The organism is Streptomyces sp. 2131.1 (assembly GCF_900105515.1).
Classification (GTDB): Bacteria; Actinomycetota; Actinomycetes; order Streptomycetales; family Streptomycetaceae; genus Streptomyces; species Streptomyces drozdowiczii.
In genome coordinates, this window is record NZ_FNSY01000001.1 from 1,003,006 (window position 1) to 1,022,804 (window position 19,799).

The following is a 19,799-nucleotide window of genomic DNA, read 5'->3' on the forward strand; positions in this document are numbered from 1 at the left end:
GAACAGGCAGTCGCGCCGCCCCGACCCTATCCGCCGCACCCCCTCCGTGCCCATGGTCTGATCGATCAAAGTGCGCCTAGGCTGACCGTGTGACCACTACTGACTACGCCACGTACATCGCCGGTCTTCCCAAGGTCCTCGTCGGTGCCGCCTGTGTCTTCCGGGACGCGGGCGGCCGGGTGCTGCTGGTCGAGCCGAACTACCGGGAGGGGTGGACGCTGCCCGGCGGGACGGTCGAGTCGGCGGACGGGGAGAGCCCTCGGCAGGGTGCGCGGCGCGAGTCACTGGAGGAGATCGGGCTCGACATCGAGCCCGGCCGGCTCCTCGTCGTCGACTGGGCGCGCGGCAGCGACCGGCCGCCGATCGTGGCGTACGTGTACGACGGCGGGGTCCTGGACGAGGAGCAGCTGAAGGCGATCCGGCTCCAGGAGTCGGAGCTCCTGTCCTGGAAGCTGGTCGAGCCGGCGGAGATCGACCAGCATCTGAAGGGGTCGCGCGCCTGGCGGATGCACGCGGCGCTGGAGGTGCTGGACTCCGGCACGGGTGCCGTGGAGCTGGAGGACGGGCGGCCCGTCGGCTGAGGCGCGGGCCCCGGCCCGGTCAGCCCTGGGTTTCCGGTGGCCTGGCCGTTTCCCCGCGCACGGTCTCCTCGCGCGCCGCTGTCCGCGCCTCGGTGCGGTGGCCGCGCGCGATGTAGTCGCGCACGACGAGTTCGACCGCGTCCTGCGGGTTACCGGCCCCCGCGAGCACCATCACTTCGACGACGAGTTCCGCGTCGAGGCTGATCGCCACCTTCGCCATGGCGGGACGGTAGCACCGCTCCCCGATCCGAAGGAGCGCACTCCGCAGGCGTTCCTGCTCGCGCGGCGGCGGCCGACCGGGTGAGGTAGCATCGACGGCTGCGAAGGGGAGTAGCCCCGCAAACCGGTCGTCGACACACTGGAGCCCTTGGGTTCCCGGTGGCCGGGCTCGTGGATCATCACGGGTGGGCGAGACCTTCGGTCAGGTATGACACGCCCACGCCCTGTGGGCGGTGCCGTCATGCCGGGCCGAGTGGTCCTCCGAAACGCCCGAGCGGCACTTCGCGGAGATCCGGGGCCCGGCTCGTACAGAAAGCCACCCGGAATGCATCTCGACCCCCTGGCGATCATCACCGCTTTCGGGCTGATCTTCCTCGCCGAACTCCCGGACAAGACGATGTTCGCGTCGCTCGCGATGGGCACGCGCATGCGGCCGCTCTATGTCTGGTTCGGCACCTCCTCCGCGTTCATCGTGCATGTCGCCATCGCGGTGGGGGCGGGCGGGCTGCTCGGTCTGCTGCCCGACTGGATCGTCAAACTCGTCTCGGCCTCCCTCTTCGCGTTCGGCGCCTTCATGCTGCTGCGCGGGGGCGGTGACGACGAGGACGACGAGGCGGGCCCGAAGACGGTGACCGGGTTCTGGCCGGTGTACTCGACGGCCTTCATGGCGGTGTTCATCAGCGAGTGGGGCGACCTCACACAGATCACGACGGCAAACCTGGCGGCGAGCAACGGCGCCTGGTCGACCGCGATCGGTTCCGCCGCCGCCCTGATGTCCGTGTCGGCGCTTGCGCTGCTGGCCGGCCGGTTCATCGCGAAGCGCGTACCGCTGAAGACCGTCCAGCGGATCGGCGGGCTCTGCATGCTGGGTCTGGCGATCTGGACGGTGACCGAGATCTTCACCGGCTGACCGGCGAGGCTTGCCGTACGGCGAAGGGCCCCGCACACACACGCGTGTGTGCGGGGCCCTTCGCCGTACGGCCTCAGAACAGCGCCGGCGCGCTCTCCCCCGTACCGTTCTCGAACGCCAGCAGGCGCTGCTTCCGGTCCAGGCCGCCGCCGTAGCCGGTAAGGCCTCCCGACGCCCCGATCACGCGGTGGCAGGGCACGATGATGCCGACCGGGTTCTTGCCGTTGGCCAGCCCCACCGCCCGGGAGGCGCCGGGCTTGCCGAGGTTCTGGGCGAGTTCGCCGTACGAGCGGGTCTCGCCGTACGGGATGAGCCGCAGCTGTTCCCAGACACTCCGCTGGAACGGCGTGCCGTCCAGGCGCAACGGCAGGTCGAAGTCGCGGAGTTCGCCGGCGAAGTAGGCGTCGAGCTGGCGGACCACCTCGGGGAACGGGCGGGGGTCGGGCTCGCCGAAGGTCCCCTCCGGGGGCCGGTGGCGCTGGCCGGTCATGTAGAGGCCGGCGAGGACGCCGTCGGTGGCAACGAGGGTCAGCGGGCCGTAGGGGCTGTCGACGACGGTGTGCTGCCGGGTCACGGGGCACTTCCTTGGGGTGACGGGAGGTGGTTGATGGGGTGGTCGTCGACCGTCCAGAGGTACTGCACTGCGTACGCGCGCCAGGGGCGCCAGCTCGCCGCGCGGGCCGTGAGCGCGGCCGGGGTGGACGGCAGGCCGAGCTGCTGGGCGGACCTGCGGATGCCGAGGTCGGTCGGGAGGAAGGCGTCCGGATCGCCGAGCGCGCGCATGGCGATGACCTCGACGGTCCAGGGGCCGAACCCCGGCAGCGCGGCCAGTTCGGTGCGGGCCCGCTCCCAGTCGGAGTCGGGGCCGAGGCGCAGCGAGCCGTCCGCGAGGGCCTGGACGAGGGTGGTGAGCGTGCGGCGGCGGCTGCGCGGGAGCGCCAGGTGCTCGGGGTCGAGTCCGGCCAGCGCCTCCGGGTCCGGGAAGAGGTGGGTGAGTCCCCCCTCGGGGTCTTCCACCGGGGTGCCGTGGGCGGTGACCAGGCGGGCGGCGTGGGTGCGGGCGGCGGCGGTGGACACCTGCTGGCCGAGCACGGCGCGGACGGCGAATTCGGCGCCGTCGACGGTCCTCGGCACCCGGCGGCCCGGTGCCGTGTCGACCAGCGGGGCGAGCAGCGGGTCGGTGCGCAGTTGCTCGTCCACGGCGACCGGGTCGGCGTCCAGGTCGAGGAGCCAGCGGCACCGGCTGATGGCGAGGGTCAGGTCGCGCGGGTCGGTGAGGGAAAGCCGGCAGGCGATGTGGTCGGGGCGCGGGGTGAGCGCGACGATGCCGTGGCCGTGCGGCAGGGCGAGGGTGCGGCGGTACGCACCGTCGCGCCACTCCTCGACGCCGGGGACGGCGGTCGCGGCGAGGTGGCCGAAGAGGTTGCTGGGGTTGAGCGGGGCGCGGTACGGGAGGCGCAGCGTGATGACGCCGGGGGTGGCGGGCGCGGGTGCGGTGCGGGCGGACCGGGTGCGCAGTTCGCCGGGGGCGAGGGCGAAAACCTCGCGGACGGTGTCGTTGAAGGTGCGTACGGAGGAGAACCCGGCCGCGAAGGCGACCTCGGCCATGGGCAGGGCGGTGGTCTCGATGAGCACCCGGGCGGTCTGGGCGCGCTGGGCACGGGCGAGGGCGAGCGGTCCGGCGCCCAGCTCGGCGAGCAGCTGGCGTTCGATCTGCCGGGCCGAGTAGCCAAGGCGGGCGGCGAGGCCGGGGACGCCTTCGCGGTCGACGACGCCGTCCCGGATGAGGCGCATCGCACGGGCCACCGAGTCGGCGCGGGCGTTCCACTCGGGCGATCCGGGGCTGGTATCGGGCCGGCACCGCTTGCAGGCCCGGAACCCGGCCTGCTGGCAGGCGGCCGCGCTCGGGTAGAACGTCATGTTCTCGGTCTTGGGCGGCACGACGGGGCAGCTCGGGCGGCAGTAGATCCGGGTGGTCAGGACCGCCGTGAAGAACCAGCCGTCGAAGCGGGCGTCCTTGGAGCGGACCGCCCGGACGCAGCGCTCGGTGTCGGTGTGCATGGTTCAAGGATGGGCCACGGGCGGGGCCGGACGCTGGCGGAAATCCGACATGGGCGTCGGGCTGCCTGGGGCTGCCCGACGCCCGGTACGGCTCAGCCGAGGAGGGCGGAGGCGAAGATCCCCGGCAGCCGGGACGCCCTCGGGTCGGTCGTGTAGGCGGTGAGCCGCTCCATGGTGGTACGGCCGGTGCGGTTCGTGACGTAGTACGGCGGGCGCGGGGACATGGACGGGGAGCCGGTGAGGAGGCCGCGCGGGGCGGGGGCGAAGGGGGCGCGTACGACCGTCTTCTCGACGTGCTCCAGCATGAACGCGTTGTGCACGAAGCCGATGCCGCTGCCGATGTCCTGGCGGCTGTGCCCGGGGAAGGCGCCCCACGGGGTGTAGCCGAGCAGGAAGCCGAAGGCCGACCAGCAGTTGACGCCGAGGGTGCCGTAGCGCAGCCCGGCGACCGCCTCCTCGACCGCGCGGCGGTGGGCGCGTTCGGTGCGGGGGTGGACCAGCAGGGTCGCGCCGAGGGTGCCGGGGAGCCGGTCGTTGGCGAACTCCGTCGCGGCGCGCAGGAATTCCGGGGCGTCGGCGCCGGGCAGGCGTACGACTCCGAGGGCGCTGGCGAACACCTCTGTGTCGAGCATCGGGTCGCCCATGTCCGTGATGTCCGGGACCAGGAGGCGGCAGGCGGCCTCGCCGTGGGTCTCGGCGTCCGGGTGGGCGCGGACGACCGCGTCGAGGCGGTCGGCGGCGCCGGGGTAGTAGTCGGCGCGGGGTGGCAGTTCGCGCAGGACGCGGCGGATCTCGGCGAGCAGCCGTTCGGTGCCGTCCCATTCGCGGGGGACGACGAGGATCTGGCTGGCGACACAGTTGTGGCCGGAGTTGTTCATCTTGCTGGTGACGATGTGCTCGGCCTGGAAGCGGAAGTCGGCCGCGCTCCACGGGCCGGGGGTGACGATGCAGGGGCTGACGCCGCCGAGTTCGCTGGTGAACGGCTTGTCGTTGAGCGGGGTGTCCTCGCTCCTGCGCCGTTCGGCCTCCTCGTCGGTGCCCCAGACGATCGCGTCGTGGGTGCGCTCGCTGCCGGTGACGTGGATGGTGTCGATGCCGTCGTGGGTGGTGAGGTAGGAGCCGGTCTCGGCCCCGCCGTCCGCGAAGCGCACCCAGCCCTTCTCGATGAACTCGGCGAAGACCTGCTCGAAGTGCGGGCGGAGGTAGGCGTTGACGGGGTTCATCTTGGCGAGGACCACCTCGCCCTCCGCGTACAGCTTGTGCAGGATGTCGAGCGGGGTGATCGCGGGGACGTTCCCCGCGCCCAGGACCAGAGCGACGGCCGGGCTGCCGGGCCGGCCCCGGTACTCCCCCGCCGCGTCGGCCAGCACCTGCTCGCGGGTGGTGCCGGGCAGGGCCCAGACCTCGGCGGTGAACCCGTTGAGCAGGAGGCGGTCCGATCCGGTGGCGGGGAAGACATCGACGAGGACGCGTCCGTCCCGGGCGCGGACGGCCCTGGGGTCGACGGGGTCCTGTCCGGCGGCCAGCCTGCGCAGTACGTGCAGGTGGGCGCTCACCGTCTGAGCCAGGGCCCAGGGCGCGGTGACCCAGTCCTCGGCGGCCCAGGCCGAGTCGGCGGCGTACCCCTTGGCGGCGGCCGCGTCGGCGACCATGGCGGGCGCGGTCTCGGCGATGCGCGGGAGCATCCGTTCGAGGAGGCGGACGCGTTCCGCGAGCGGGGCGGCGGTCCAGGCGTCGGCGTGTGCGCGGAGTTCGGAGACGGCGAGGTCGAGCGGGCTGGTGTCGAGTGCGGGGGCGGCGCTCACGGGCGGGCTCCTTGGGGGCGGTGGGGGCGGGGTCAGGGGGTCGGGCGGGTCGCGTCGCGGGCCGGGTCGATGAGCCAGAAGGATGCCGCAGCCCCGAGGACGAGGAGAAGACCCGAGAGCACGACGGCGTCCTGGTAGCCGCTGGTGCCCCGGGCGTCCACAAGGCCGCCCACGACGGCCGGGGCGGCCAGCCCGGCCATGGTGACCAGCGCGTTCATGACGCCCAGCGCACCGCCGCGCCTGGTCGGCGGGGCCAGTTCGCTGACGGTGGTCGCCGCGACGGCCGCGTACGAGCCGCCGAACCCGAAGCCGAGGGCGATCAGTGCCGTCTTGGCGGTGGAACCGTCCGCGAGCGGGACGGCCAGGCAGCACAGGGCGCCGAGCGCGAGCAGCGTGCCGCCGACCCAGCCCCGGGCGCGGCGGCTGCCGACGCCCCGCCGCATGAGCCGTCCGGTGACCCCGGCCTGGGCGAGCAGCACGACGGCGCCGATGGTCCAGGGGGCCACGACGACGGTGCCCGCCTCGTCGGCCGTGTGGCCGAGGGCGTTGCGGAGGTAGGACGGCAGCCAGACCAGCATCAGGGCGACGGTCCAGTAGCTGGTGAAGTAGGCGAAGGTGGCGCCGATCCAGGTGCGGCTGGTGAGGATCGCGCGATACGGGACCGGGGCGGCGGGAGCCTCCTCGCGTACGGGGGTACGGGCGGTCTCCACGCGGTGTCCGCCGTCGGCGCCGAGCACCTTCCAGACTGCGGCCCATACGAGGCCCGCGGCTGCCAGCACCCACAGGGCGGTGCGCCAGCCGTGGTGCTGGATGACCCAGGACAGGCCGGGCGCCGAGGTGATCACGCCGAGCGTGACGCCGAGGGTGATCAGGGCGCCCGGCAGGTTGCGGCGGTCGTTCGGGAACCAGGCGAGGGTGGCCTGCTGGGCCACGGGGAAGGCCGGGCCCTCCGCCGCGCCGAGGAAGACCCGGGAGGCGACGAGGACGGCGAGGCCGCCGCCGATCGCCGCGGGGACCTGGGCCACGGACCACAGCAGCGCCATGAGGAGCAGCAGGATCTTCGGCGAGACCCGGTCGGCGGCGAGGCCGACCAGGACGGCGGCGACGGAGAAGAGCAGGAAGAACGCGCCGTTGACGAGGCCGAACTGCGTGGCACTCAGGTGCAGGTCCGCACGGATCTCGTCGGCGGCGAGGCCGAGTACGGACTTGTCGGCGAAGTTGACCATCATGAAGACCACGAGGAGCACGGTCACCGTCCAGGCCCGGGTGCGGGTGCCGGCGGGTGCCACCGTTTCGGTGGGGTGCTGGGGCCGTTCGATCGGTGCCGCGGTCATGGGATCTCCCGAGAGGATGGGGCCGAAGGGGTCAGGAGAGCGGCACGCCGGCGATGGCGATGCGCTCCATGATCCGGCGCTGCGGGAAGTAGTCGTTGATCGCGTAGTGCTGGGTGGCGATGTTGTCCCAGATGGCGATCGAGTCGGCCTCCCAGTGGAAGCGGACCTGGTACTCGGGGATGCGGGCCTGGAGGACCAGGATGTCGAGCAGTTCGCGGCTCCCGGCGTCGGACAGGCCGTTGATGCGGGTCGTGAAGGGCTCGGTGACGTACAGGGTCTTGCGACCGCTGCGCGGGTGGCGGACGACGACCGGGTGCTCGACCTGCGGCCAGGACTTGCGGAACTCGGCCTTCTGCTCGTCGTTCATGAGGGCGCCCCAGCTGGGTGCCCAGTCGTGCACGGCGGTGAGTTCGGCGATGCGGGCCTTCAGGTCGTCGGGCAGGTTGTCGTAGGCGGCGGCCATGTCCGCCCACATCGTGTCGCCGCCGGCCGCGGGCACCTCCACGGCGCGCAGGACGGAGCCGAGCGCCGGGTTGACCATGAACGAGTGGTCGCTGTGCCAGATGTTCTTGTTGCCGGCTGCCTTGGCGTCCTTGGCGAGGCGCGAGACGCCGGCCGTGCCGGTCTTCGGGAAGAACGGGTTGGGCTCCGGCGGGCCCCAGACGCCGGACAGGGCCAGTTGGTGCTCGGCGGTGAAGCCGGTCTGCTCGCGGAAGAAGATCACCTTCCACTCCAGCAGCGCCTGGCGCAGCTCCTCGGCGAGCTCCTCGGTGATCGGGCGGGTCAGGTCGACTCCGTCGAGCACGGCGCCGAAGTGCGGGGTGAGCGGGCTGATCCCGACCTGCCGGTACGTGTTCGGCTCGGCGCCGGGCGCGAGCCGTTCGAGGGTCCGGCTCCCGTAGTGCATGAGCGGCTTGTCGAGGACCGGCTTCGGGTTCGTGACAGCGGTCTGCATGGGTGTTTCCTCCCGGCGGTGCGCTAATTACGTAACCAGCAGTATCGATATGAGGATGCGGCGGGGCAAGGGGTGTGGCGCATCGATTTCCGGGGGATCTCGCGGACCGTCCGGTGCCCGTTCCGAGCGGTTTCGGGCATGCCGAAGCGCCCGGCGGCGGGCCGGGTCACGGGCGAAGGGCGTTACGCGGGGGCGGCGACCGCCCGGCCGATCAGGTCCACCACGGAGTCCACCAACCGCTGGTCCGGCAGGCGCTGTTCGCCGACCATACGGAAGACCAGCGAGGCGGCGACGAGCGTCGCGGCGGCGGCGATGTCGACGTCGTCCCGGACGTCGCCGCGCGCCACCCCGCGCTCCAGGAGGTGGCGGGTCTCGCTCATCACGCGGGCCGCGTAGTCGCGGTACGCGCCCGGCTCGGCACCCGCCTCCGACGCCGATCCGATCACCCCGGCGAGCAGCCGCGCGACACCCGGCTGCCGGTACGCCTCCATGCGCGCCGTCAGCACGGCGCGCAGCTCGGCCCGGAAGTCACCCATGTCGGGGACGGTGAGCGGCCCGATCCGGGACTCGGCGGCGGCCAGGACCAGGTCCTGCTTGGTGGCCCAACGCCGGTACATGGCCGGTTTGCTGACGCCGGCGCGGGCGGCGACGGCGTCCATCGTCAGGGCACCCATACCGTTCTCCGTGACCAGCTCGACCACGGCCTCCAGGACGGCCCGGGTGACCCGCTCCTCGCGGGGTCTGCCGGGGCCCCGCTTCGCCTTGGTCACCTGTTCGTCGGCCATGTCCCGACCCTACGCGGCCGGGCCCCGCCGCCCGCCGCAGGGGTACGGGGCCCGGGCTCACCGCGTCAGCTCGTCGCGCAGCACGTGCTTGGTGATCTTCCCGGACGGGGTGCGCGGCAGGCCGGGGCGCAGCACGAGCTCGCGGGGCACCTTGTAGCGGGCGATCCGGGTCTCCAGCCATGCGCGGACGCCCTCCAGGTCGAGTGCGGCACCCTCGCGAGGGACGACCACAGCGACCACGGTCTCGCCCCACTGGGGATGGGGCCGGCCGACGACGGCGACGTCCAGGACGTCCGGGTGGCCGCGCAGGGCGCCCTCCACCTCCTGCGAGGCGACGTTCTCGCCGCCCGTGATGATCACGTCCTTCATCCGGTCCACGACCGCGACGAACCCGTCCTCGTCCACCCGGCCCAGGTCGCCGGTGCGGTACCAGTCGCCCGCGAACACCTCGGCGGTGGCCTTCTCGTCGTCCAGGTAGCCCGCCATGCGGGTGTCGGAGCGCAGCCAGATCTCGCCGGTCTCCCCCGCCCCCGCGTCCGTGCCGTCCTGGCGCACGACCCGCAGCTCGACCCCGGGCATGCCGCCCCTGCCGATCGCACCGGCCTTGGCGACCTGCTCGACGGGCGGCAGCGAGGCGCCGACGGGGCCCGTCTCGCTCATCCCGTACACCTGGTGGAAGTCCTCGGAGCCGTACGCCTTCATCAGGCGGCGCACGGTGTCCGCGTCGAGCGGCCCCGCGCCGTAGATCCAGGCCCGCACGGACGAGAGGTCGTACGAGCCGAACTCGGGGACCGCCTGCGTCGGCGCGATGAGCGCGATGGGGGCGCCGAACATCGCGGTGACGCGTTCGCGCTGGATGACCTCCAGCATGCCCCGGGGTTCGTACTCGCGCTGGAGCACCAACGTGCCGCGCGTCAGCAGCGTGCCCATCACCCAGTTGTTGAGCGGGGACGCGTGCCAGACGGGCATGCAGATCAGGAACCGCTCGTCCCGGCGGAGCGGGATGGCGGCGGCGGTGTAGGCCGCGGTCAGGGTGATCGTCCGGTGGGTGTGGACGCAGCCCTTGGGGGTGCCGGAGGTGCCCGAGGTGTACAGGATCTGCGCGACCTCGCCGTCCGTGCCCGGCTCCCCGGCGAACGGCTCGGCGGCTGCGATCCGGGCCTCGAACGCGTCGGCGGGCAGGGCGTCCGGCCCGGTGTCGGGGTGGCTGACCAGCCAGGTCACCCCGGCTTCGGCGGCGGTGGCGCGCTCACCGATCTCCGCGTCGACCAGAGCGATCCTGGCTCCGCAGTGGGTCAGCCGGCGCGCCACCTCGCCCGTCCGGAGCTTGTGGTTGACGGGGACCAGGGTGGCGCCCGCGTACCAGGCGCCGAAGGCGGCGAACAGGAATGCCGGGGTGTTGTACGTCATCACGGCCAGCCGGTCGCCCGGCCGGAGCCCGGCCTCCCGCAGCACGGTCGCGGCGCGGCGGGCCGCGTCGGCGAATTCCCGGTAGGACCACCGCTGCTCACGGTAGACGACCGCTTCGTGGTCGCCGGCCGAGCGGACTGCGCTGTCCAGCAGGGTACTGAGGTGCATCACGTTCTCCTGACGAGCCGGACCGTGCGGACGGACCATGGCGGGAAGCTATGAATGATGGTTCACTTCTTTCATGGCCTACCGCAAGACCCCAGCCGAAATCAGTCGGCTCGAAGCAGCCAGGGAGCACCTGATCGCCGCCGCCACCTCGGTGGTCACGGAGGTCGGCTGGTCCCAGGCGTCGGTGACCGCCGTCGCCGACTCGGCCGGCATCGCGGCCGGCTCCGTCTACCAGCACTTCTCCTCGAAGGCGGCCCTGGCCGTCGAGGTGTTCCGGCGCGCCGCCGGACGCGAGGTGGAGGTACTCGGCGAGGTGCTGCACGAACCGGGTACACCGGTCGAACGGCTCGCCCGAGGTGTCGAGGTCTTCGCCCGCCGGGCGCTGGAGAACCGCGGCCTGGCCTACGCGCTGCTCGCCGCCCCCGCCGATCCGGCGGTCGGCGCCGAGCGGCTGGAGTTCCGCCGCCGCTACCGGGCGCTGTTCGCCGAGGTCGTCCACGAGGGCATCGAGGAGGGCCTGCTGCCCGCGCAGAATGGCGAGATCACCGCCGCCGCACTCACCGGCGCGGTCGGCGAGGTCCTGGTCGACCCGCTCGGCGCCCGGGACGAGGAGACCACCGGGGCGCTGCTGACCGAACTCGTCGCCATGGCCCTGCGCTGTGCGGGCGCCCCGCGCTCTTGACCATTCCGCGTATCACTACCCCTGGAGGCCCCGTGTCCACGACCGTCCCGCCCCGCAGCAACCCCACCGCCGCGACCCACGAAGTGACCAACCAGGCACCGCCGTTGACCGGGCACGACGTGGCCGACGACGCGGTGCTCCTTGAGGGTCTGCGCCGTGAGGGGGCCGAGTGGCACATCGAAGAGCTGCACCGGCTCGGCCGGCTCGCCGGCAGCGCGCAGGCCCAGGGGTGGGCCGAGCAGGCCAACGTCAACGAGCCCGTGCTCCGCACCCACGACCGCTACGGCCACCGCGTGGACGAGGTGGACTTCCACCCCGCCTACCACCGCCTGATGAACGTCTCGGTTGGTGCGGGCCTGGCCGGTGCCGCCTGGGCCGACGAGCGCCCCGGCGCCCATGTCGCGCGCGCGGCCGGCTTCATGGTGATGTCGACGCTGGAGGCGGGCCACCTGTGCCCGGTCTCCATGACGTACGCCGTTGTCCCGGCCCTGCGGCACGCCCCCGACCTGGCCAAGACGTACGAGCCGCTGCTGACCGGCCGGGTGTACGAGGCCGGGCTGCGCACCCCCGCCGAGAAGCCCGGGCTGCTCGCCGGAATGGGCATGACGGAGAAGCAGGGCGGCACCGATGTGCGCGCCAACACCACCGCCGCCACCGAGGCGGGCGACGGCACCTGGCGGCTGCGTGGGCACAAGTGGTTCACCAGCGCCCCGATGAACGACCTGTTCCTGGTGCTCGCCCAGGCACCGGGCGGCCTCTCCTGCTTCCTGGTGCCGCGCGTCCTGCCGGACGGCAGCCGCAACACGTTCCGCATCCAGCGGCTCAAGGACAAGCTCGGCAACCGGTCCAACGCCAGCAGCGAGCCGGAGTTCGACGACACGGTGGCCTGGCTCGTCGGACCGGAGGGCAAGGGCGTGCGCACCATCATCGACATGGTGACGATGACCCGCCTGGACTGCGTCCTCGGCTCGGCCGCCGGCATCCGGGCCGCGCTCGCCCAGGCCGCCCACCATGTGCGCCACCGCGCGGTGTTCGGCGCCAAGCTGATCGACCAGCCGCTGATGCGCAACGTGATCGGGGACCTCGCGGTCGAGTCCGAGGCGGCGACGACGCTCGGGCTGCGGCTCGCCGGGGCCGCCGACCGCGCCCAGCGGGGCGACGCACAGGAGCGGGCGTTCCTGCGGCTGGCCACGGCGGTGTCCAAGTACTGGGTGTGCAAGCGCCAGCCGGTCGCGGTCGCTGAGGCGCTGGAATGCCTCGGCGGCAACGGCTACGTCGAGGACTCGGGCATGCCGCGCATGTACCGGGAGGCGCCGCTCAACGGCATCTGGGAGGGCTCGGGCAATGTGAACGCCCTTGACCTGCTGCGGGCGCTGGCCCGGGAGCCGGAGTCGCTGGATGCCTTCCGGGGCGAGGTGGAGGCCGCCTCGGGGGCGGACCGCCGGCTCGACGCGGCCTGGCAGGAGCTGCGCGGTGAGCTGGTCCTGACCGAGGACGCCCCGCTGCGGGCCCGGCGGCTCATCGAGCGCGCGGCGCTGGTGCTCCAGGGCTCACTGCTGGTGCGGCACGCGCCGACGGCCGTCGCCGACGCGTTCTGCGCCTCCCGGCTGGCCGGGGACCGAGGACTCGCCTTCGGCACGCTGGCGGCGGACACGGACTTCGCGGGGCTGCTGGAGCGGCTGCCCGCGTAAACCCCCGGACGACGGAGCCGGACCGCCCTCACGGGTTGTGCGGCTCCGTTTCCATGAGCCGCCGCACCTCCGCCGCGTGGGCCGTGCCCGCCGGGTACGGCAGGGCGGCGGCCAGGGTCTCGGCCTGGTGCAGGGCCTCGCGCGCAGCGGTGTCGTCGCCCAGCCGGAACAGGGCCAGGGCGAGGACCGTCCGCGCGTCGGCCTCCGCGATCCGCTCGCCCGTCCGGGCCGTGCGGGCGGCCTCGTCGGCGGCCAGCCGGCGCGCGGGTGCTGGGCGCCCGCTCTGCAGCTCTGCCCAGGCCGCGAGCACCGGAACGGCCCGCTCGTGGCCCTCCAGGGCGCGGCGCGCGTGGCCCGGGAGCCCGTCGCGAAGGGCGAGTTCGGCGCGGGCCGCCCGCACCTCGTGGCCCGCCTGCCGGTCCACGAGCCCCGGTGACGACCGCGCCCTGTCGAGCGGGACGGCGGCGGCGCGGGCGTCCCCGGTGCGCATCCGGACCAGGGCGAGGGCCGCCAGGGCGTACGGAAGGCACCAGGCGTCGTCCTGCTCGGCGCCCACCACCGCCGCTTCGGCCAGGGTGCGCGCGGTGGCGAACTCCTGGAGCAGCAGCCACAGTTCGGCGAGGTTCGCACGTTCGAAGGCGGCGCCGGCCTGGTCTCCCGACTGCTCGACGAGGTCGAGGGCCCGCTGCCCGGTGGCCACCGCCTCACGGAGCCGGCCGCCGCGCCGCTCGTTCTCCCGCAGGGTCGAGAGGACCTGGCCGAGCAGGGTCGGGTCCCCGCATGCCTCGGCGGGCGCCGGCGCGAGATCGGCGGCCTCGTGGGCCTCGTCCAGACGCCCGGTCAGCCCGAGGACGCCGGCCCGCAGCGAGTGGACCCGGGCGAGCAGCCCCTCCCCCGGTCTGCCCGGCACCCGCAGCGCGGCGGCCAGGGCCTGCTCGGCGGCCGGCAGGGCGTCCTCGTAACGCCCCTGGATGCGGCACAGCACCGCCTGCGCGTGATGGTGGCCGGCGGCCGCTTCCAGCGGGGTGTCCGCCGTCACGGGGTGCGCGGCAAGCACCTGCCGGCCGGCGTCGGGCAGGCCTGGCGGCGGGACCGCGTGACGCGGCGGCCCGACGCGGTCCCTCAGCGGCGGCGGGCCGGCGCCCCGGCCTCCCGCAGCCGCCGCCAGACCGCCTTCGCCGCGTGGTGTCCGGACATGCCGTGCACACCCGGTCCGGGCGGGGTCGCCGACGAGCAGAGGAAGACCGCCGGGTGCGCGGTGGCGTACGGGACACGGGCGAGCTTGGGGCGGATCACGGTCTGGAGGCCCGCGAAGGCGCCGCAGGCGATGTCGCCGTCCACGTAGTTCGCGTTGCGCTTCGCGATGCCGGGCGGGCCCGCCACCGCGCGGGCGAGCACCAGGTCGCGGAAGCCGGGGGCGAACCGCTCCAGCTGCCGTTCGATGACCTCGGTCGCGTCGCCCTGCCAGCCGGCCGGGACGTGCCCGTACACCCAGAACACGTGCTTGCCCTCGGGCGCCCGGGAGGGGTCGACGAGGCTGGACTGGGCGGTGATGAGGAACGGGACGCTCGGGTCGCGGCCCTCGACCGCCCGGTGCAGCGCGTCGTCGATCTCCCCGGCGGTGGGGCCGATGTGCACGGTGCCGGCCCGGCGGGGTTCCTCGGCGGTCCAGGGCACCGGGCCCGAGAGCGCGTAGTCGATCTTGAAGCAGGAGGCGCCGTAGCGGTACCCCTGGTAGGCGCGGCCGAGGCCGGCGATCCGGGCGAGCGCGGTCGGCGAGGTGTCGAAGACGTAGGCGCGGGCGGGCGGCAGTTCGTCGAGGCGCCTGACCTCCGTACCGGTCGTGATGGTGCCGCCCAGCTCGCGCAGGTACGAGGCGAGCGCGTCGGAGATGGCCTGGGAGCCGCCGCGCGGCACGGGCCAGCCCCGCTCGTGCGCGGCCAGTGCGAAGAGCAGCGCGATGCCGCCGGTCGCGAGGCCGTTCGTGGGCGCGATGGCGTGCGCCGCGAGGCCGGCGATCAGGCCGCGCGCCTTCTCGCCACTGAACCGGCGGGAGAGCAGGGCGGCGGGCTGGATCGCGTCGAGCCCGAAGCGCGCCCAGCGGTACAGGTCGCTGGGAAGCCCGTCCCACGGGGTGCGCAGGAAGTCCCGGGCGAGGCCGTCCCAGTGGCCGAGGTAGGGGGCGAGCAGCCGGCGGTAGGCGCCCGCGTCCCCGGGCCCGAGGCTCATCGCGGTCTCCCCCACCGACGTGGCGAGGACGGCGGCGGTGCCGTCGGGGAAGGGGTGGGCGAGGGCGAGGTCGGGCTGGAGCCACTGGAGGCCGTGCCGGGCGAGCGGCATGTCCTGGAAGGCGGGCGAGCCTATGGCCAGGGGGTGCACCGCGGAGCAGGGGTCGTGCCGGAAGCCGGGGAGCGTCAGCTCCTCCGTGCGCGCGCCGCCGCCGACCGCGGGCCCGGCCTCGAAGACCTGGACGGCGAAGCCCCGGCGGGCCAGTTCGACCGCGGCGGTCAGTCCGTTGGGGCCCGCGCCCACCACGACCGCATCGAGCATGGACGGCACCTTCGGACTCCTTTGTCAGCCGACGGTCGGAGCACCCAGGATATTCGCAGGCACCGACAGCCGGAGGGCGGGTAGTGTCCCCGCCCGATGACTGCACACGACTTCGCCCGGTCCGAGGGCTCCCACCTGTCCGGCCGGATCGCCGAGATGGCCGCACGGCTCACCGAAGTGCCCGGCGTCCGGGCCGTCCTGCTCGGCGGCAGCCGGGCCCGGGGCACCCACCGCCCGGACTCCGACTGGGACCTGGGCGTCTACTACCGGGGCACGCCGGACACCGCCGCCCTGTCCGCGCTGGCCGCCGCTTTCCAGAGCTCGCCTGTCGAGGTGACCGGTCCCGGCGGATGGGGACCGTGGGTCAACGCCGGGGGCTGGCTGCGGGTGGACGGCGTCCAGGTCGACTGGATCCTGCGCGACCTGGACCGGGTCGAGGCCGTCTGGGCCGGCTGCCGGGAGGGCCGCTACGAGGTGGGCGTGCAGCCGGGCCATCCGCTGGGCTTCTGGTCACCGGCGTACCCGGGCGAGGTCGCCCTCGGGCGCGTACTGTCCGACCCGGGCGGCGAGTTGACGGCCCTCCGGAAGGAGACGTCGGTCTACCCCGAGCCGCTGCGCCGGGCGCTCGCCGAGGCGGCCTGGGAGGCGGACTTCTCGGTCGCGGGGGCCCGCAAGTCGGCCCCGGCCGGGGACCGGCTGCACGTCTCCCTCTGCCTCTCCCGCGCCTTCGGCATCCTCGCCCAGTCGCTCCACGCCCACCACCGCACCTGGTGCCTCAACGAGAAGGGTGCGCTCGCGGCGGCCGCCGCCCTGCCCGAGACACCGGCGGACTTCACGGCCCGGGTGGACGCGGCGCTGCGCGGGCTGGACGCGGCGGCGGTGGAGACGGCCGCGGAGCTCGTGCGCGAGGTGCGCGAGGTGCTGGCCACCGCCTCCTGACCGGGTTCAGTCCGCGCGGATGGCCCGGGTTCAGTCCGTGCGGATGGCGGTGACGCAGCGGGCCAGCAGGTCGCGCAGGGTGTCGCGTTCCCCGGGGGTGAGCGCGTCCGCGATCCGGCGTTCGATGCGCACCGCTCGCTCGTCCGCCCGGTGCAGGGTCTCCGTCCCGGCTTCCGTGAGGCGGGTCTCCAGCATCTTCTGGTGGTAGGGGTGCGCGGACCTGGCGATCAGGCCGCGCTCCTCCAGGTGCTTGAGCACCGCCGCCATCGCCTGGGGCGTCACCAGGCACGCCCGGGCCAGCGCGGCCCCCGAGATCCCGGGGCTGTCGGAGAGCGCGAGCAGCGCCGCGTACTGCGCGACCGTCAGGCCGTCGTCCTTCAGCGCGGCGCTCTTCGCCGCCATGAGGGCCTGCTCGGCGCGCTTGATGTCCAGTCCGAGGCGTTCACCGGCGGTCATTCCCATCCTGCGAGCGTACAGCCACGCATATGCGACAGGGTCCGAGCATGCGACAGCCATGGAATTAATATCAAGACCTTGATATAACTCAGGCCATGGATATCTATACGGCACCCGACACCTTCGATCGCACTGTTCTCATCACCGGCGCCACCCAGGGGCTCGGCCTCCACCTGGCCCGCGACCTGGCCGGCCGCGGCGCGACGCTGCTCCTGCACGGCCGCGACCGGGCCCGGCTCGACCGGGCCGCCGCCGAGGCGCGGGAGCTCTCGGCCGGCCGGGCCGAGGTCCGCACCTATCTCGCGGACCTCTCGGACCTCGACCGGGTCCGGGCCATGGCGGCGGACATACGCGCTGCCGAGCCCCGACTCGACGTGCTCGTCAACAACGCGGTGGCCGGCGGCGGCAGCGAGCCGCTGCGCCGCGAGTTCGGCGCCCAGGGCCATGAACTGCGTTTCACCGTCAACCACCTGACGCCATATCTGCTGGTCAAGGAGCTGCTGCCGCTGCTGTCGGCGTCGGCGCCCGCGCGGGTGATCCAGGTGGCCTCGATGGGGCAGCTCCCGGTCGATCTGGACGACGTCATGATGGAGCGCGGCTACGAGGGCCTGGAGGCGTACTGCCGGAGCAAGCTCGCGATGATCATGTCGACGTTCGACCTGGCCGAGGAGGAGACGGCCCGCACCGGCGTCACCGTCAACGCCCTGCATCCGGCGCACCTGATGGACACGGAGGGCGTGCGGGCGTACGGGCTGACGCCGGCCGTCTCCATCGACGAGGGGGTGCGCCCGGCGGTGCGGCTGATCACCGACCCGGCGCTCGCGGAGGTGAGCGGCCGCTACTTCGACCGGTTCATGGACGCGCGGGCGCACGAGCAGGCGTACGACCCCGAGGCCCGCAAGCGCCTGACCGCGCTGACCCGCGAACTGCTGGGCCTCTGACCGGCCGCCCGCCCGCCGTCAGGCGCCCGTGCGCAGCGCCGCCAGTACGCGGTCGGCGGTGGCGCGGTCGCGGGCGGCGGTGAAGGGCAGGGCGTTGCCGCCGGCGATACGGAAGGGCTCGCCGGACAGCGTGGACTGCGTGCCGCCCGCCTCCGTGACGAGGAGGAGCCCCGCCGCGTGGTCCCAGGCGTACTCCCAGTTGAAAGCGACGGCGTCGCTCTCGCCCCGGGCGACCGCGAGGTATTCGAGGCCCGCCGAGCCGCAGGGGCGGGCGGCGAAGCCGTCGGCGCGCAGGCCGAGCAGGGCGCGCTTCTGCTCGTCGGAGGTGTAGTCGGGGTGCGACATCGCGACGCGCAGCACCGCGTCGGGGGCGGGCGAGCCGGCGTGTATCGCGGTGCCGTCGACGTGGGCGCCCCGGCCGCGGACGGCGACGGCCATCTCGTCGAGGGCGGGGGCGTACGTCCAGGAGGCCACCACCTCGCCTCGGTGGGCGAGGGCGACCAGGGTGCAGAAGCCGGTTTCGCCGCGTACGAACTGGCGGGTGCCGTCGACCGGGTCGACGATCCACACGGGGGCGTCGCCGCCCAGGGCCTCGTACACCTTCGGGTCGGCGTGGACGGCCTCCTCGCCGACGACGACGGAGCCGGGCAGGAGGCGGCCGAGCGAGGCGGTGAGGTGCTCCTCGGCGCGCCGGTCGGCGACGGTCACCAGGTCGTGCGGGCCGTTCTTCTCGACGATCTCGTCTTCGGCGAGCTGCCGGTGGCGGGGCATGATCTCGGCGGCGGCCGCCGCGCGGACCGCCGCCTCGATGTCGGTCAGGTCACCGGCGAGGAAGTCATCGATCATGCCCCCAGCCAATCATGTGCGCCGGGGACACCGGAGACCCGGGGCGGCCCCCCGTGGCGCACGCGCTCCGGGGGGGCCGGGAGGGTCAGCCGTTCACCGTCCACTTCTGGTTGGCCGTGCCGGCGCAGGTCCAGATCTGCAGCGGGGTGCCGTTGGCGGAGTTGTTGCCCGTGACGTCCAGGCACTTGTTCGCCTGGGGGTTCACGATGTCGCGGGCCCCGCTGACCGCCCACTTCTGCGCGGCGGAGCCGTTGCAGTCCCAGAGCTGGACCTTGGTGCCGTCCGCCGTGCCGCCGGAGGCCACGTCGAGGCACTTGCCGAGGGCCCGGATCGTGCCGTCGGTGCCCACGGTCCACTTCTGCGCGTTGGTGCCGTTGCAGTCGTAGAGCTGGACCGGGGTGCCGTTGGCGGTGTTGGCGGCGGCGACGTCGACGCACTTGCCGGCGAAGCCGGTGATCCGTCCGCCGGTACCGGGCTGCTGGGTGTCACTGGTGGTGACGCGGACGTGGTCGACGACGAGCTGGTTGGGGAAGGCGGTGCTGCCGTCGGGGTCGCCGGGCCAGTAGCCGCCGACCGCGAGGTTCAGGATGAGGAAGAAGGGCTTGTTGAAGGCCCAGGCGTTGCCGTTGGTGTCGGCGGGGGTGCGGTGCTGGTAGACGTTCCCGTCGACCGACCAGGTGATCGAGTCGGGGGCCCAGTCGACGGCGAAGGTGTGGAAGGCGTCGGCGAAGGCCTGGCCGTTCGGCAGGGTGTAGCCGGCGCCGATGCCTCCGGAGCCGGAGTAGCCGGGCCCGTGCAGGGTGCCGTGCACGGTGGAGGGCTCGAAGCCGACGTTCTCCATGATGTCGATTTCACCGGAGTTGGGCCAGCCGACCTGCCCGATGTCGTTGCCGAGCATCCAGAACGCCGGCCACATGCCCTGGCCGCGCGGGATCTTCATCCGCGCCTCGACGTGCCCGTACGCCTGGGTGAACTTGCCCGAGGTGTTCAGCCGCGCCGAGGTGTACTGGCAGGTGCCGTACCAGCACTGGTAGTTGGAGGGGTTCTCCTTGCGCGCGGTGATGACCAGGTGGCCCTGGCCGTCCAGCGCGGCGTTCTTGTTGCCCGAGGTGTAGTACTGCCGCTCATGGTTGTTGACGTTGTCGCCGGTCTCGATCTGCCACTTGCTGCCGTCGACGGCCGAACCGGCCGCCCCGTCGAACTCGTCGGAGAACGTCGTCGTGGCGGTGGCGGCGGCCTGTGACATCGGTGCGGCGCCCGCCGTGGCGGGGCCGCCGGCGCCGGCCAGCCCTGCGGTGGCCAGGGCGAGGGCGAGGGCCGGGAGTACGGAGCGCAGCAGGCGCCGCGAAAGGCGTGGGGAGTCCATGACTCTCCCTTCCGGTGTGTGTGCGGGGAGGGAAGGGGAACCCCGCCGTGCGCACGCAGGTAGATCATGCGCATGACAGGTAGAGCAGACGCGGTGGAGC

Annotated in this window: 19 protein-coding genes; 6 read left to right on the plus strand and 13 right to left on the minus strand. The window is 73.6% G+C overall.

All coding sequences use genetic code 11. The features are described from left to right. Positions 1 to 89 precede the first annotated feature (89 nt). Positions 90 to 581 carry an NUDIX domain-containing protein gene (locus tag BLW14_RS04560; protein ID WP_093704561.1) on the plus strand — a complete coding sequence of 164 codons (492 nt, stop codon included), beginning with the start codon at positions 90 to 92 and terminating at the stop codon, positions 579 to 581. A gap of 19 nt (positions 582 to 600) precedes the next feature. Here BLW14_RS04560 and BLW14_RS04565 read toward each other — a convergent pair whose 3' ends face one another. After that, entirely contained in the window at positions 601 to 801 is a 201-nt protein-coding gene (locus tag BLW14_RS04565; RefSeq protein ID WP_093704563.1) for a DUF2191 domain-containing protein, read from the minus strand. Positions 802 to 1,125: 324 nt separating this feature from the next. On the opposite strand from BLW14_RS04565, the gene BLW14_RS04570 reads away from it, so the two are divergent. After that, positions 1,126 to 1,710 (plus strand): TMEM165/GDT1 family protein, encoded by a 585-nt coding sequence (locus tag BLW14_RS04570; protein ID WP_093704565.1) that lies wholly within the window; start codon positions 1,126 to 1,128, stop codon positions 1,708 to 1,710. Positions 1,711 to 1,783: 73 nt separating this feature from the next. On the opposite strand, the gene BLW14_RS04575 is transcribed toward BLW14_RS04570, so the two are convergent. The 7 genes from BLW14_RS04575 to BLW14_RS04605 all read right to left on the minus strand — a co-directional run bounded on the left by BLW14_RS04575 (position 1,784) and on the right by BLW14_RS04605 (position 10,228). Continuing rightward, positions 1,784 to 2,284 carry a methylated-DNA--[protein]-cysteine S-methyltransferase gene (locus tag BLW14_RS04575; protein ID WP_093704567.1) on the minus strand — a complete coding sequence of 167 codons (501 nt, stop codon included), beginning with the start codon at positions 2,282 to 2,284 and terminating at the stop codon, positions 1,784 to 1,786. Continuing rightward, positions 2,281 to 3,771 (minus strand): AlkA N-terminal domain-containing protein, encoded by a 1,491-nt coding sequence (locus BLW14_RS04580; protein WP_093704569.1) that lies wholly within the window; start codon positions 3,769 to 3,771, stop codon positions 2,281 to 2,283. Before BLW14_RS04580 ends, BLW14_RS04575 begins: the two co-directional genes overlap by 4 nt. Before the next feature lie 92 nt (positions 3,772 to 3,863). Beyond that, positions 3,864 to 5,576: an aldehyde dehydrogenase family protein gene (locus BLW14_RS04585; RefSeq protein ID WP_093704571.1), complete on the minus strand. Its 1,713-nt coding sequence runs from the start codon at positions 5,574 to 5,576 to the stop codon at positions 3,864 to 3,866. A gap of 32 nt (positions 5,577 to 5,608) precedes the next feature. After that, positions 5,609 to 6,910, minus strand: coding sequence for an MFS transporter (locus tag BLW14_RS04590; protein ID WP_093704573.1), 1,302 nt, complete (start codon positions 6,908 to 6,910; stop codon positions 5,609 to 5,611). Positions 6,911 to 6,941: 31 nt separating this feature from the next. Next, positions 6,942 to 7,865 carry a TauD/TfdA dioxygenase family protein gene (locus BLW14_RS04595; RefSeq protein WP_093704575.1) on the minus strand — a complete coding sequence of 308 codons (924 nt, stop codon included), beginning with the start codon at positions 7,863 to 7,865 and terminating at the stop codon, positions 6,942 to 6,944. 182 nt (positions 7,866 to 8,047) lie between these two features. Further along, on the minus strand, positions 8,048 to 8,650 hold the full coding sequence (locus tag BLW14_RS04600) for a TetR/AcrR family transcriptional regulator (RefSeq protein WP_093704577.1): 603 nt from the start codon (positions 8,648 to 8,650) through the stop codon (positions 8,048 to 8,050). Positions 8,651 to 8,707: 57 nt separating this feature from the next. Further along, on the minus strand, positions 8,708 to 10,228 hold the full coding sequence (locus tag BLW14_RS04605) for a class I adenylate-forming enzyme family protein (RefSeq protein WP_093704579.1): 1,521 nt from the start codon (positions 10,226 to 10,228) through the stop codon (positions 8,708 to 8,710). Between the two features lie 73 nt (positions 10,229 to 10,301). Between BLW14_RS04605 and BLW14_RS04610 the strand changes: the two genes are divergently transcribed. Beyond that, complete coding sequence (locus BLW14_RS04610; RefSeq protein ID WP_093704581.1) at positions 10,302 to 10,910, plus strand: TetR/AcrR family transcriptional regulator; 609 nt, start codon at positions 10,302 to 10,304, stop codon at positions 10,908 to 10,910. A 32-nt stretch (positions 10,911 to 10,942) separates the two neighbouring features. Then, positions 10,943 to 12,601, plus strand: a complete 1,659-nt coding sequence (locus BLW14_RS04615) for an acyl-CoA dehydrogenase family protein (protein WP_093704583.1) — start codon at positions 10,943 to 10,945, stop codon at positions 12,599 to 12,601. A gap of 28 nt (positions 12,602 to 12,629) precedes the next feature. Here BLW14_RS04615 and BLW14_RS04620 read toward each other — a convergent pair whose 3' ends face one another. Then, a complete protein-coding gene (locus BLW14_RS04620; protein ID WP_256332677.1) occupies positions 12,630 to 13,640 on the minus strand; it encodes an ATP-binding protein in 1,011 nt (336 codons plus the stop codon). Between the two features lie 83 nt (positions 13,641 to 13,723). Continuing rightward, positions 13,724 to 15,160, minus strand: coding sequence for a phytoene desaturase family protein (locus BLW14_RS04625; protein ID WP_093704585.1), 1,437 nt, complete (start codon positions 15,158 to 15,160; stop codon positions 13,724 to 13,726). 87 nt (positions 15,161 to 15,247) lie between these two features. On the opposite strand from BLW14_RS04625, the gene BLW14_RS04630 reads away from it, so the two are divergent. After that, the gene (locus tag BLW14_RS04630; protein ID WP_093704587.1) at positions 15,248 to 16,090 is read left to right on the plus strand and encodes a nucleotidyltransferase domain-containing protein; all 843 of its coding nucleotides are present in this window, start codon (positions 15,248 to 15,250) and stop codon (positions 16,088 to 16,090) included. A gap of 30 nt (positions 16,091 to 16,120) precedes the next feature. Here the strand turns inward: BLW14_RS04630 and BLW14_RS04635 are convergent, their stop codons facing one another. After that, complete coding sequence (locus tag BLW14_RS04635) at positions 16,121 to 16,552, minus strand: MarR family winged helix-turn-helix transcriptional regulator (RefSeq protein WP_256332678.1); 432 nt, start codon at positions 16,550 to 16,552, stop codon at positions 16,121 to 16,123. 89 nt (positions 16,553 to 16,641) lie between these two features. Here BLW14_RS04635 and BLW14_RS04640 point away from each other — a divergent pair, with 89 nt between their 5' ends. Further along, on the plus strand, positions 16,642 to 17,487 hold the full coding sequence (locus tag BLW14_RS04640) for an SDR family NAD(P)-dependent oxidoreductase (RefSeq protein WP_093704591.1): 846 nt from the start codon (positions 16,642 to 16,644) through the stop codon (positions 17,485 to 17,487). Between the two features lie 18 nt (positions 17,488 to 17,505). On the opposite strand, the gene BLW14_RS04645 is transcribed toward BLW14_RS04640, so the two are convergent. Both BLW14_RS04645 and BLW14_RS04650 read right to left on the minus strand, forming a co-directional pair. After that, positions 17,506 to 18,333: an inositol monophosphatase family protein gene (locus BLW14_RS04645; protein ID WP_093704592.1), complete on the minus strand. Its 828-nt coding sequence runs from the start codon at positions 18,331 to 18,333 to the stop codon at positions 17,506 to 17,508. Between the two features lie 85 nt (positions 18,334 to 18,418). Then, positions 18,419 to 19,699 (minus strand): glycoside hydrolase family 16 protein, encoded by a 1,281-nt coding sequence (locus BLW14_RS04650; RefSeq protein WP_093704593.1) that lies wholly within the window; start codon positions 19,697 to 19,699, stop codon positions 18,419 to 18,421. Positions 19,700 to 19,799 lie beyond the last annotated feature (100 nt).